General features: G+C 65.7%; 9 protein-coding genes. 7 read left to right on the forward strand and 2 right to left on the reverse strand.

Features of this window, described 5'->3' with window-relative positions; all coding sequences use genetic code 11:
* Nucleotides 1–19: 19 nt before the first annotated feature.
* From ACQZF9_RS07675 to ACQZF9_RS07705, 7 genes are all read left to right on the forward strand, one after another.
* Nucleotides 20–1432 (forward strand): DUF1800 domain-containing protein, encoded by a 1413-nt coding sequence (locus tag ACQZF9_RS07675; RefSeq protein ID WP_428312653.1) that lies wholly within the window; start codon nucleotides 20–22, stop codon nucleotides 1430–1432.
* Between the two features lie 40 nt (nucleotides 1433–1472).
* Nucleotides 1473–2618 carry a DUF1501 domain-containing protein gene (locus ACQZF9_RS07680; protein ID WP_428312654.1) on the forward strand — a complete coding sequence of 382 codons (1146 nt, stop codon included), beginning with the start codon at nucleotides 1473–1475 and terminating at the stop codon, nucleotides 2616–2618.
* 172 nt (nucleotides 2619–2790) lie between these two features.
* Complete coding sequence (locus ACQZF9_RS07685) at nucleotides 2791–5382, forward strand: neutral/alkaline non-lysosomal ceramidase N-terminal domain-containing protein (protein ID WP_428312655.1); 2592 nt, start codon at nucleotides 2791–2793, stop codon at nucleotides 5380–5382.
* Between the two features lie 54 nt (nucleotides 5383–5436).
* The gene (locus ACQZF9_RS07690) at nucleotides 5437–5700 is read left to right on the forward strand and encodes an antitoxin (protein ID WP_428312656.1); all 264 of its coding nucleotides are present in this window, start codon (nucleotides 5437–5439) and stop codon (nucleotides 5698–5700) included.
* Nucleotides 5697–6098, forward strand: coding sequence for a type II toxin-antitoxin system tRNA(fMet)-specific endonuclease VapC (vapC, locus tag ACQZF9_RS07695; protein ID WP_428312657.1), 402 nt, complete (start codon nucleotides 5697–5699; stop codon nucleotides 6096–6098). Before ACQZF9_RS07690 ends, vapC begins: the two co-directional genes overlap by 4 nt.
* A gap of 202 nt (nucleotides 6099–6300) precedes the next feature.
* On the forward strand, nucleotides 6301–9189 hold the full coding sequence (locus tag ACQZF9_RS07700; protein ID WP_428312658.1) for a M36 family metallopeptidase: 2889 nt from the start codon (nucleotides 6301–6303) through the stop codon (nucleotides 9187–9189).
* 238 nt (nucleotides 9190–9427) lie between these two features.
* The gene (locus ACQZF9_RS07705; protein WP_428312659.1) at nucleotides 9428–11503 is read left to right on the forward strand and encodes a GEVED domain-containing protein; all 2076 of its coding nucleotides are present in this window, start codon (nucleotides 9428–9430) and stop codon (nucleotides 11501–11503) included.
* A gap of 6 nt (nucleotides 11504–11509) precedes the next feature.
* On the opposite strand, the gene prpF is transcribed toward ACQZF9_RS07705, so the two are convergent.
* Nucleotides 11510–12697, reverse strand: coding sequence for a 2-methylaconitate cis-trans isomerase PrpF (gene prpF / locus ACQZF9_RS07710; protein ID WP_428312660.1), 1188 nt, complete (start codon nucleotides 12695–12697; stop codon nucleotides 11510–11512).
* A 136-nt stretch (nucleotides 12698–12833) separates the two neighbouring features.
* Nucleotides 12834–13121 carry a GIY-YIG nuclease family protein gene (locus ACQZF9_RS07715; RefSeq protein WP_428312661.1) on the reverse strand — a complete coding sequence of 96 codons (288 nt, stop codon included), beginning with the start codon at nucleotides 13119–13121 and terminating at the stop codon, nucleotides 12834–12836.
* Nucleotides 13122–13191: the final 70 nt, after the last annotated feature.

Genomic DNA, 13191 nt, shown 5'->3' on the forward strand with positions numbered 1-13191 from the left:
CTGGCCAAAGGAGCGGCGTATGCGCATGCTGATCGTTGCGGCACTGATCGCTTTCAGCGGCGACGCGTTCGCGATCAGCGCCGACCAGGCCGAACTGCTGGCCTCGCGCACCGGCTTCGGTCCGCAGATCGGCCAGTCGGCGCCGGCGGGTTCTTTCGAGTCCACGATCGATCATCTCGTCGATGCCGCCGCGGCAAGACGCACCGCGGCCACGCCGCCGCCGGACTGGGTGGCCGAGCCGCTGCAGTTCCCGCTGACCCCGAAAGACCTGCCGCCGGACGAGCGCCGCGCTCGCTCGCTGATGTGGCAGCAGCGCTACGTCGATCTGCAAAGCTGGTGGCTGCAGGAAATGCGCACGACGCCGGCGCCGCTGGCCGAACGCATGACGCTGTTCTGGCACGGCCACTTCGCCACCTCGTTCAAGAGCGTCAAGGCCGGGCAGCTGCTGTACCGGCAGAACCTGCTGCTGCGGCGCTACGCGCTGGGCAATTATCGCGAGCTGCTGCACGCGATCGCGCGCGATCCGGCGATGCTGCTGTATCTGAACAACCAGCAGAACAAGAAAAGCGAGCCCAACGAAAACTTCGCGCGCGAGCTGCTCGAGCTGTTCACGCTCGGTGAGGGTCATTACACCGAAAACGACGTGAAGGAAGCCGCGCGCGCGTTCACCGGCTGGAAGATGCAGACGCCGGACGGCACGTTCACCGTCGTCGCCAAGCAGCACGACGATGGCGACAAGCGCTTCCTCGGCCGCAGCGGCAGGCTCGACGGCGATGATGTCATCGAGCAGATCCTGAAGCAGCCGCGCGCCGCCGAGTTCATCGTCGAGCAGCTGTGGCGCGAGTTCGTGTCGCCGCAGCCGGAGGCGGCCGCGGTGCAGCGCCTGGCCGCGGGTTTTCGCAAGAACTGGGAGATCGCACCGCTGCTCAAAGCGCTGTTCCGCGAGCCGGCGTTCAGCGCCGCCGACAACCAGGGCGTGCTGGTCAAGTCGCCGGTGGAGTTCGTCGTCGGTACTTTGCGCGGTCTCGATCTGCCGCTGTCGTCGCTGAATGCCGCGGTCAGCACCGCCGACATGGGTCAGACCCTGTTCGCGCCGCCGAACGTGCGCGGCTGGCCCGGCGGCGACGCCTGGATCACCAGCGAATGGCTGCTGGCGCGGCGCCGCTTCGTGCAGCAGCTGGCCGGAGACCTGCCGTCCGGCGACGCCGCGATGAGCGGCCGCACGCGGCTGCAGAAAGTCGCGGCGGCGGAGTTGCGCCAGCAAAGCGCCGACCTGCAGCGACGCTTCGGCGAAGTCGCCGAATCGCTGCCACCGTCGGATATGACGCGGCAGCTGTTGAGCCTGCCGCCGGTGATGCCGGCGGTGGACGGTGCCAAGCCGCCTGACCGGCTCGAAACCTTGCTGCTCGATCCGGTATACAACCTCAAATGAAGATGACGAATACCGTCGCTGCGAACGGAGACCCGGCACGATGAAACGACGCACGCTGCTGCAGGCCGCCGCGATGACGCCACTGGCGCTGGGCGTGCCGCGAGGCCATGCCGAAGACGCGGCGCCGGTGCGCCGGCTGCTGCTGATCGAGCTCAACGGCGGCAACGACGGCCTGAACACGGTGATTCCCTATGCCGACCCGCTGTACGCGCAGCTGCGGCCGCAGCTGGCGATTGCGCGCGATCAGGTGCTGCAGCTCGACGGGCAGGTCGGCTTCAACCCGGCGCTGGCGTCGCTGATGCCGATGTTCGCCGCGAAGGAACTCGCGGTGGTGCAGGGCCTGGGCTACGCGCAGGCCAACCGCTCGCATTTTCGCTCGATCGAAATCTGGGACACCGCGACCGATTCCGACAAGATCGGCAACGACGGCTGGCTGTCGCGGCTCGACGTCGAGCGCCGTTTTAGGCGCCGCTTCGGCGCCGACGCGGTGGTGATCGGGCGCAATCCCAAGCCCGCCAGCGGCGCCGACATGGAGCCGGTGGTCATGGGCGACACCGGCAGCTTCGTCAACGAGGCGCAGGGTGTCGAGGCGCTGCAGTCGGCATCGCAGAACCCGGCGCTGAAACATATTCTGGCGGTGCAGCGCGACATCCAGACCGCCGGTCACGAGCTGAGTCTGAACCGGCCGGCGCCGCTCGGCGATTTCCCCAAGGGCGCTTTCGGCCGCGATGCGAAAGAGGCCGCCGGCTTGCTGATCGGCAATCCGGCGACGCCGATCGTCAAGATCGCGCTGACCGGCTTCGACACGCACGTGCAGCAGCGCGCGCGCCAGGACGGATTGCTGCAGCAGTTCGGCGACACGATGGCGGCGCTGCGCCGCGCGTTCACCGCGGCCGGCATCTGGAACGACACCCTGATCGTCACCTACTCGGAGTTCGGCCGACGCGCGCAGCAGAACGCCAGCGGCGGCACCGACCACGGCAAGGCGGCACCGCACTTCGTGCTCGGCGGCGCGGTCAAGGGCGGGCTGTACGGCGCCGCGCCGCAGCTGGCGAAGCTCGACGACGGCGACGTGCCGGCGACGACGGACTATCGCTGCGTCTACAACGCGGTGCTCGGCCGCTGGTGGGGCGCGGGCGACGCGCAGATCGAGCCGGGGCGGTTCAAGGCGCTGGCGATCGTTTGAGCCTGAGCCTGTAGGAGCGGATCCTATCCGCGACTGAGGCTGCGACGGCACAGTCGCGGATAGGATCCGCTCCTACAGGTGCCGGGTTGATCAAACGCTGAGCTGTTTTTCCCGGCGACGCTGATCGCTTCGATGCTTAGCATCGACCTCGGTTCGTTCGGGGGAATGAGACATGCGCTGGTCGATGTCGGTCGTGATGATGCTGTTGCTGGCCGCTTGCGGCGGTGCCAATGCGCCGCAATCCGGCGCCGACGGCGGAACCGCCAAGCTCCCCGAAGGCGCGGCCTGCGTGATCGACAGCCCGCGGTTGCAGGTCGGCACGACGCCGGATCTGGTCGTCGATGGTGTTCAATACACCAAGACCCACCAGCCCGACGCGGCCAGCGCGATCGAGATGCCGATCGCCGACGCCGGCCCGCAGCCGGCGGGCAGCTGCAAGGGCAACGACCGCTACCGTTTCGGCAGCGGGCTCTACGACACCACCGGTCCGATCGGCGGCAATCCCACCGGCCACGCCGACCTGTTCGGCAATGTGCTGCCGACGCAGGTGCCGATCGGCATCCACACGCGGCTGTTCGCGCGCGCGTTCGCGATCGAGTCGCCGTGCAATGGCAAGCGCGTGGTGTTCGTGTCGCAGGACCTGCAGGCGACGTCGGCGCTGACCCGCCAGGAAGTGCTGAAGAAGATCGCCGCCGATCCGGTGCTCGGCCCGCACTACGACGGCCACAACGTGATGCTGTCGGCGACGCATACGCATTCCGCCGGCGGCGGCTTCGGCCTCGAAGTGCTGCCGGATCTGTCCTCGACCTTGCCGGGGCCGCTGAACGAGGCGCTGGTCTATGTCGAAAGCCTGCTGATCAGCAATCCCAACTACGACGACGACAACTTCACCGCCATCGTCGACGGCATCGTTCAGGCGATCCGCCGCGCGCACGCGAACCTCGAAGCGCATCCGGAGACCGCGCGCATCAGGCTGTCGGTCGGCCAGCTGCTGAATGCCAACATCAATCGCGATCCGCCGGCCTACGTGCAGAATTCGCCGGGCGAACGCGCGCAGTACAAGGACCAGCAGCGCCGTGAAGTGAACACGGACAAGCGTTTCGTGCAGCTCAACCTGGTGCGCGACAACGGCAGCGTCGCCGGCGTGATCAACTGGTTCGCGGTGCATCCGACGTCGATGGGCAATCACGATCTGCTGATTTCCAGCGACAACAAGGGCTATGCCTCGCTGGGTTTCGAGAAGCTGATGAAGACCCAATACCTCGCCGACGCCGGTGGTGTGGCCAGCGGCACCGACAACTTCGTCGCCGCGTTCGCGCAGACCGACGAGGGCGACGCGATCGCCGACAACTTCATCTTCGATAAGGACATGAACGGCGGCAACGGGCCGGGGCAGGGCGTGCCTTACCGGTATCGCGCCGGCACCAACGATCCTTACGAATTCGCCGACGCCGGCTACCGGCACGGCATGCAGGAGGCGACCGCGGGCTCCGGCACCAAGCAGCTGGCGCAGGCGCTCAGGCAATTCGCGCAGGGCACGGCACTCAGCGGGCCGGTCGACTACCGCTTCTTCTATGCCGATTTCACCGCGAATGAAATCACCGACCCGGTGATCGCCACCGGCCTGAGCTATCCGGATCTGCCGGCCTCGCTCTACGCGGGCACCAAGAGCACCTGCTCCTCGGCGTTCGGCGTCAGCCAGTTTGCCGGCGGCGTCAACGGCATCGACTTCGGCGCCGCCGGCTATGCCTGCATAGCCGACGCGCCGGTGGCGTATTTCAACGACGTGCGCACGCAGTACAACGGCTATTACAACGGCACCAACGCGCTGGTCGTGCAGCAGAACAACATGCCGGTTTCCGTGCCTTTCAACGGCGTCGCCGCCTACACCGTCGCCGCGCCGGCGCTGTGCCTGGCCACGCAGCTGCAGCCGCAGTACGGCTGCCAGCTGGAGAAGCCGGTGACGGTCGGCGCCAGCAACAACCCGGTGCCGTTCCAGATCTTCCGCATCGGCAACCTGGCGATCCTCGGCATTCCCTGGGAGGCGACGACGATGGCCGGCCGGCGGCTGCGCAAGACCGTGCTCGACGCGCTCGCCCCGGTCGGCGTCGACACCGTGGTCATCGCCGGCCTGTCCAACGAATACCTCGAATACATGGCGACGCGCGAGGAATACACCGCGCAGATGTACGAGGGCGCCTCGACCATCGCCGGGCCGTGGCAGCTCGCCGCCGCGCAGCAGGAGTCGCGCCGGCTCGCCTTGACCCTGGCGCAGGGTGTCGAGGCGCCTGCCGGCATCGCCGCGCCGGTGCTGAGCACTGGTGTGCCGTCACCGATCACCACCGATGCGCAAGCCGAGTTCGGCAAGACCGTCACCGACGCGCTGCCACGTTACGTGCAGGGCCAGAGCGTCGACGTCAGCTTCGTCGCCGGTTATCCGGGCAACGACCTGAAGCCGATGGGCTCGTACGCCTATGCCGAAAAGCTCAATGCGAGCGGCGGCTGGGACGTGGTCGCGGCCGATCGCGATCCCGAGCTGAGCTTCGTCTGGAACGTCGACTCCAATCTGTTCAATACGCTCGCGCATCGCTCCGGCGCCTCAACCGCGCAGCTGCTGTGGAAGATTCCGGCGAACGCGTCGCCCGGTACCTATCGACTGCGCCACGACGGCGTGTATCGTCTGTCGGAGGACGCGCCGCCGACGCCGTACCAAGGCAGCAGCAGCGCGTTCGAGATCGCCGGTACGCCAGCGGCGTGTCCCTAGCGGGCGAGTTCGTGATATATATCGTTGGTATAGTCCTGTCTCGCAGGAGGACTCATGACCGCGATGAAGACCGCGAAGCTGTTCAAGAATGGCCGTAGCCAGGCGGTCCGATTGCCGGCCGAGTTCCGCTTCGACGGCCACGAAGTGTTGATCGAGCGGCGGGGCGACGCGGTGATCCTGCGGCCCAAGCCCGGCAATCTGGCGGAGTCGCTCAAGGCCTATTACGACGTCGCCGAGCCCTTTCCGGACGACTATCTGCGCGACCGCGGCGATGCGCCGCCTCAACATCGCGACTGGTTCGACGAGTCCGAATCGTGACGGCCACGACGCTCGACACCAACATCTGCAGTTACATCCTGCGGCGCCAGCCGCAGTCGGTGCTGGCACCCCTGTCGAGACTCAAGCCGGAGTCGGTCTTCATTTCGGTAGTCGTCGCGGCAGAACTGCGCTATGGCGTCGAAAAGCGCGGTTCGGAGCGGCTGTCGCAATGGCTGGAGCGGTGGCTGGCCGGTTTCAGCCTGCGCAGCTGGACCGACGCAGCGAGCCGCGAATACGCCAGTCTGCGTGCGCAGCTGGAGAAGCAGGGCACGCCGATCGGAAACATGGACTTGCTGATCGCGGCACACGCACTGGCCGAAAACGCCGTGTTGGTGACCAACAATGAACGTGAGTTTTCCCGCGTGCCCGGACTTAGGATCGAAAACTGGGCCGTGTAGGTGTCACCCTGGCGCAAGGCTAAGGGTGGGCGTGGGGATGGCTTGTAGCTGAGTGGAAATCCGATTTCGTAGGTAAAAAATCCCATGCGACGCGGTCGTCAGGATGCGGTAGGTTAAATCCTACAAAGGTCCACCGGTTACTAGCCGGCGGCCGTTCGGGTGCCATTCTATTTACGGGTCGATGACCCAATCGGGAGCGGGTATGCGGATTCACGCAGGGGTGTTGTTGTCTTCGGTATTGATAGCGGCGTCGACGGCGGTTGCCGCGGCCGATTCCACGGCCAGTTCGGTCATCGCGCATGCGGCTTACAAGGCGCCGGTCCGCGCCGCCGATCCGGAGCGCAGCAGCTATCTGCTGAACTTCGATACGTTCCTCAAGCAGACGGCGTCCAGAAGCCTGCCGATTCCGACCGCCGGCTTTGAAGGCCGCATCCAGTCGGCGCAGTTCGATCGCACGCTCGGCGTGCCGACCTTCCTGTGGGCCAAGACCGATGCGGCGCCGATCGCGGTCGGTGCGCTGAGCAGCACCAAGGAGCTGCTGGTTGCCCGCGCGCGCAGCTACCTGCGCAGCGAAGCCAGCCTGCTGAAGCTCACCGATGCGATGATCGACGACGCCAGCGTCGCCAACGCGCAGTACAACGGCAAGGGCCCGGCGGTCGTACGCCTGCGCCAGCGCGTCAACGGCATCGAAGTGTTCCACCGCTACCTCAACGTGCTGCTCGACAAGGACAACAGGCCGGTCGCCGTGTCGGGTTATTTCGCCACCGACTACACCACGCCGTCGACCAGCTTCACGCTGAGCGCCCAGCAGGCAATCTCCAAGGCCTGGGGCGGCCTCGGCGGCGTGCTCAGCCCGCTGGCGCTGACGCTGAAGGAAACCAGGGGCGAGTATCAGCTGTTCTCGCTGCTGCAGCCGCTGGTCGGCAGCCACGTGTTCGAGCGCGAGCCGCGCGTGCGCAAGATGTACTACGCCGCCAACGGCAAGCTGCTGCCGGCCTACTACGTCGAGCTGTTTTCCAAGGCGCGTGTCGATCGCAGCCTCGGCGCCTACGCGCTGATGGTGTCGGCGGTCGACGGCAGCATCCTGCACCGCTACAACCTGAAGGCCAACGAAGTCGCGCCGGGCGCGACCTCCAAGCCGTTCACCTATCGCATGTATGCGGACACCACGCCGCCGTACCAGCTGTTCGACATGCCGCTGGGCAATGGCTACACGCCGTTCCCGTCGACCAACAAATCGGCGACGCTGCCGCGCGTGGCCAACCCGTCCGGCCCGAACCTGGTCACGCTGTCCTATGGCCCGATCAGTACCAAGGACGCCTGGCTGACCGACGACGCCACCGCCACCACCGGCAACAACGTCGACGCCTGCCTGGATCTCAACGACACCTTCATCGACGGCATCCTGTCGACGCCGCTGAACACCTGCGATCCGGACGCGCTCGGTGACTATCGCGCCGCTCCGTCGTCCGATCACATGTTCGACTACACCGCCGAGCCGGATGGTGATCCGACCACCGACGCGGCCAAGGGCGGCGCCGTCATCAGCCTGTTCTATCTGAACAACTGGCTGCACGACTGGTGGTACGACCACGGCTTCGACGAAGCCTCCGGCAACGCCCAGACCAGCAACTATGGTCGCGGTGGTGAAGAAGGCGACGCCATCACGGCGCAGGGCCAGGACGGTTCCGGCCGCAACAACGCCAACATGTCGACGCCGGCCGACGGCAGTTCGCCGACGATGCAGCAGTACCTGTTCGATGGCCCGCTGAACGGCGAAATCCGTCAGACGCTGCCGACCCCCGGCGCGCCGCTGAAGTTCACCGGCGCCAGCTTCGGCCCCGGCGCTTTCGACGTGACCGCCGAGGCGGTGCTGGCTTCCGATGGCGGCGGTGATTCCGATACCGACGGCTGCGGTCTGACGATCCCCGATCCGACCGGCCTGGGCGTGATTCCGTCGCTGCCGGGCACGCCGCAGCTCGCCGCTGCCGGCAAGATCATCCTGATCGACCGCGGCAGCTGCAACTTCACCACCAAGGCGCAGTTCGCCACGATTTCCGGCGCCGCCGGCATGATCGTCGTCAACAACGTCGACGCCGATCCGATCACGATGGGCAACGCCGACATCCCGGTCGTGCCGGTCCCGGAAAGCCCGACCGACATGGCCTACCAGATTCCGTCGGTGATGATCCGCAAGGACGCCGGCGATCTGCTCAAGGCGCAGCTGGCCGCCGGCACGGCGGTGACGATGCACATGCTGCGCAGCGAATCGACCGACCGCGACGGCACGCTCGACAACCAGATCGTCGGCCACGAGTTCTTCCACTACGTGCACCACCGTCTGACCGACTCGAGCAACCAGCAGTCCGGCGCGATGAGCGAAGGCTGGGGTGACATCGACGCGCTGATGATCTCGGTGCGCGAGGACGACACCAAGGCCGTCGGCAACGACCACTGGCAGGGCGCTTACGGCCTGGCCGGCTACGTCGTCGACAACTTCTACAACGGCATCCGTCGCGCGCCGTACTCCACCGACAAGAACAAGAATGCGTTCACGTTCAAGCATATTTCCGATGGCGTGGCGACGCCCGACGGCGGCGCCGGTGCCAGCAACTCGGAAGTGCACAACGCCGGTGAACTCTGGGCAAACATGATGTGGAACTGCTACGCCGGCATTCTCTACACGGCCAACAACGGCACGTTCACCGAGAAGCAGACGCGCATGAAGGACTACATCATCGGCGGCCTGAAGATGACGCCGGCCGACGCCACGTATACCGAAGCGCGTGACGCGGTCATTGGTGTCGCCAAGGCCAGCGGCAACGCGATCGACTACGCCGCCTGTGCCAACGGCTTCTCGGCGATCGGTGCCGGCCCGGCCGCGGTTTCGCCGGCGCGCGACAGTACCGACCTGACCGGCGTCACCGAAGACTTCACGCTGTTCGAACCGGCGCCGGCAACCGGTGGCGACGGCGGCAGCGGTGGTGGTGACGGCGGCGGCAATGGTGGTGGTGGCGGCGGTGCGCTCGGTGGCGCGCTGCTGTTGCCGCTGGCCGCGATGGCCTGGCTGCGGCGGCGTCGTAGCGCCTAGCCGCTAGAGCAAAACAAGCCCGGACGTCCTACGGCGTCCGGGCTTTTCTTTGCCGGGGGTGGCGTATCGGGAATTCGCTGGACCGGTAATCCTGGCAACGCGCTGCCCTTGGTCGGCTGATCGCGAACCGGTGCACGCGCCGGCGCGGCCATGGCACGGCTTTCGCTGCCGATCGGTATTCGCAATCCAGCCCGCGGTCGCCCCGATGAATCCTGCCGTAAGCTCAGGCGCCAAGTTCTTGCTCTCATCGCTGTTGCTGCTGACGATGGCCGCCGCAGATGCCGAACCCATGCCGGGCACGCTGCAGGTCAACGACTACGTCGAGTTGCCGCTGGGCCCGCCGGACGGAGAATGCGTGCCGGCCGGAGTGGCCTGGGATGGCGACACGGCGATCGTCGCCGCGCCGAGCCAGAAAGTCGGCGAGATCGACGGCGCTGGCACGCTGCATTTTTTTGCGCTGGACGCCGACAGCCAGCAGTGGGTCGCCGGTCCCGCGCTGTCGGCCGCGGTGCCGCTCGCCAAGGCCTGCTTCGGCACCTCGCTCGAGGTGGAGGGCGATCGGCTGCTGGTGGGCGCGGGCCAGTACGGCAGTGGCACGGCCTATCTTTTTGACAGGCAGACGGCACCGTATCAATGGGCGCAGAGCGCCTTGCTGACATCGCCCGATGCCAGCCTGGCCAACGGTTTCGGCTTCAGTGTCGCCTTGTCCGGCGATATCGCCGTGGTCGGCGCACCGCTGGAAGATTCCGCGGTTCAGGAAGGCGCGGGCGCGGTCTACCTGTTCAAGCGCGACACCGCCTCGGGTGCATGGAGCCTGCTGCAGAAGTTGGTGTCGCCGACGCCGTCCAGGCGCGCCCAGTTCGGCTATTCGATCATGATGCGCGACGATCTGCTGATGATCGGCGAGCCCGGCACTGCGGGATATCCCGAGAAAAAAACCGGTGTCTGGGTCTATCGCCGACAGGGCTCCGGGCAGTACAAAAAGATCGCGCATGTGGTGACGCCCAATGCGACCGTGCCGTCGCTGTTTGGCTCTGCGTTGGCTTTCGACGGCCGCCAGCTGTTCATCGGTGCGCCGCAGGCGCTGACGCCCTGGTCGACCAATTACCCGGGCGGCGCTGTCTATGTTTACGACGCCAGCGCCGATGCCAGCGCATGGACGCTGAATGAGGAACTCTACGTCGGCAACGCCGATGGCGCCGGCTACCGTTTCGGCGATGCGCTGACGGTCGACGACGGTGTGCTACTGGTCAGCGCTGACAAACGAGACTCTTCGAGCCCGTATGCGGGGCCGGTGGTCTACGTGTTCCAATACGACGCAGCAGCGGCTGGTTGGAGGCGCAGCACGCAGCTGTCGCAGGGACAGCGTAGCAGCGAGTACTACGGTCTCGGGCGCAGCACCGCGATGCGCAATCGGCGGGTGCTGGTCGGTATTTCACATGCGGGCGGCTACGCCGAGACGCCAGCGCCGGGCTATATGTTCGGGCTGGTTGAGGACGGTATCGACTTCGGTGATGCGCCGAAGTCCTATCCGAGCACGCTGTCCAGTGACGGCGCGCGCCACGCGGCATCGGCGTTGATGCTGGGTGCGCTGAAGGACACCGAGGCTGACGCACAATTGCAGAAATCCGCCTCGGGCGACGATGTCAACGATGTCGACGACGATGACGGCGTGGTGCTCAACGGGCCGCTGATCACCGGCGAGAGTGTTGCCGTCACGGCCGAAGTTCACGGCAGCGCGGCAAGGCTCGATGCCTGGATCGACTGGAACCGCGACGGCGACTGGAACGATTCGGGCGAGCGCGTCTTGACGGCGCTGGGTGTGCACGAAGGCCTCAACGACTTCAGCTTGCCGGTGCCTGCCGACGCGCTGCCGGGCAATAGCTACGCGCGGTTTCGTCTGAGCAGCGCCGGTACGGCATCGCCGGCAGGTCCGGCCGTCGATGGCGAAGTCGAGGATCTGCTGGTGAAAATCGAGCTGCCGACTGCATCGCTCGAAGCGGACACGTCAATGGACGAGAGCACTGGCCGTACCTTTTTCATCAACCTCAATGGGCCGTTGAATCATTCGGTGTCGGTGGACTGGAGCACGGCGGACGGCACTGCGACCGCCGCGTCCGGCGACTACATCGCCAGTAGCGGAACTGCCGTGCTTGAGGCCGGCTGGCTCTGGTACGCCATTCAGATCACCGTGCCCTACGACAAGAAGAAGTCCGAAAGTACCGAGACGTTCAAACTCAAGATTTCGAATCCGGTGGGCGTGACCCTGGGCGACAGCACCCAGGTGATCAGCGTGATCAACCTGGATTACTGAACCGGCTCAGAACGAATCGCCCGGCACGCGCACCCAGCCTTCCATCAGCACGCGTGCGCTGCGCGACATGATCGCCTTCTTCACCACCCAGGCGCCGTTTTCCAGCACTGCCTGTGCGCCGACGCGCAAGCTGCCGGACGGATGGCCGAAGCGCACCGCCTGGCGCTCGCCGCCGCCGGCCGCGAGGTTGACCAGCGTGCCGGGGATCGCGGCGGCCGTGCCGATCGCCACTGCCGCGGTGCCCATCATCGCGTGATGCAGCTTGCCCATCGACAGCGCTCGCACGTTGAGGTCGATCTCGTCTGCACTCACCGATTTGCCGCTGGAAGACGTGTAGGGCGCGGGTTTGGCGACGAACGCGACTTTCGGCGTGTGCTGGCGCTTGGCCGCCTCGGAGACGTCCTTGATCAGGCCCATGCGCAGCGCGCCGTAGGCACGGATCGTCTCGAACTTCGCCAGCGCTTTCGGATCGCTGTTGATCGCCTCGCGCAGCTCGGTGCCGGTATAGCCGACTTCCTCGGCATTGATGAACACGGTCGGGATGCCGGCGTTGATCATCGTCGCCTTCAGCGTGCCGACGCCGGGCACGTCGAGATCGTCGACCAGGTTGCCGGTAGGAAACATCGAGCCGCCTTCGTCGCCTTCCTCGGCCGGATCGAGGAACTCGATCTGCACTTCGGCGGCCGGGAAGGTGACGCCGTCGAGTTCGAAGTCGCCGGTTTCCTGCACCTGGCCGTTTGTAATCGGCACGTGCGCGATGATGGTCTTGTTGATCTGCGTCTGCCAGATGCGCACCACGCAATGGCCGTTCTGCGGAATGCGCGATGCGTCGACCATGCCGTTGCTGATCGCGAACGAGCCGACGGCGGCGGTCAGGTTGCCGCAGTTGCCGGACCAGTCGACGAAGGCCTTGTCGATCGACACCTGGCCGAACATGTAGTCGACGTCGTGATCGGCCTTGCTGCTTTTGGCCAGGATCACGGTCTTGGAGGTCGACGAGGTCGCACCGCCCATGCCGTCGATCTGCGCGCCATAGGGATCGGGCGAGCCGATCACGCGCAGCAGCAGCTTGTCGCGCGCCTGGCCGGCCTTCTGTGCCGCTTCGGGCAAATCGCCGAGCTTGAAGAAAACGCCCTTGCTGGTGCCGCCGCGCATGTAGGTGGCGGGGATTTTGATTTGGGGGACGTGAGGCATGGTGATGCTCTCCGAGTTGCGTGTTGTTGCAGTCATTCCCGCGAAGGCGGGAATCCAGTTCTTGATGCTTGAGCGGCCTTTGCGATTTCCCTGGATGTCCGACTGCACGGACGTGACATCGTGCTGCAGGGATCGGTCATCGGATCAGCTCGTCGTACAGATCGTTCCAGTCCGGGTTCGAGGCTTCTATCAGCTTCAGTTTCCAGGCACGGTTCCATTTCTTGATCTGTTTCTCGCGGGCAATCGCGGCAATGGGATCTTCGGCCGGCTCGAACCATACGAGGTCATGGACGACGTACTTTTTTGTGAAGCCTTCAACAACGTTGTTCCTGTGTTCCCAGACGCGACGAATGAGATCGTTGGTGACACCAACATACAGTGTTCCGTTGCGACGACTGGCCAGTATGTAGACGTAGTAGCTCATTCACGTCGTAGCTACAAAGTCGTCATTCCCGGGTAGGCAGGAATCCAGTGCTCCAGAACCGAGCAGCAGT

Origin of the sequence: Hydrocarboniphaga sp. (assembly GCF_965279055.1) — a bacterium.
Lineage (GTDB): Bacteria > Pseudomonadota > Gammaproteobacteria > Nevskiales > Nevskiaceae > Hydrocarboniphaga.

Excerpts from the sequence above, each read along its gene's own strand:
- ACQZF9_RS07675 (WP_428312653.1), top strand. The coding sequence starts at position 20 with ATGCGCATGCTGATCGTTGCGGCACTGATCGCTTTCAGCGGCGACGCG.
- ACQZF9_RS07680 (WP_428312654.1), top strand. The coding sequence starts at position 1,473 with ATGAAACGACGCACGCTGCTGCAGGCCGCCGCGATGACGCCACTGGCG.
- ACQZF9_RS07685 (WP_428312655.1), top strand. The coding sequence starts at position 2,791 with ATGCGCTGGTCGATGTCGGTCGTGATGATGCTGTTGCTGGCCGCTTGC.
- ACQZF9_RS07690 (WP_428312656.1), top strand. The coding sequence starts at position 5,437 with ATGACCGCGATGAAGACCGCGAAGCTGTTCAAGAATGGCCGTAGCCAG.
- ACQZF9_RS07700 (WP_428312658.1), top strand. The coding sequence starts at position 6,301 with ATGCGGATTCACGCAGGGGTGTTGTTGTCTTCGGTATTGATAGCGGCG.
- prpF (WP_428312660.1), bottom strand. The coding sequence starts at position 12,697 with ATGCCTCACGTCCCCCAAATCAAAATCCCCGCCACCTACATGCGCGGC.
- ACQZF9_RS07715 (WP_428312661.1), bottom strand. The coding sequence starts at position 13,121 with ATGAGCTACTACGTCTACATACTGGCCAGTCGTCGCAACGGAACACTG.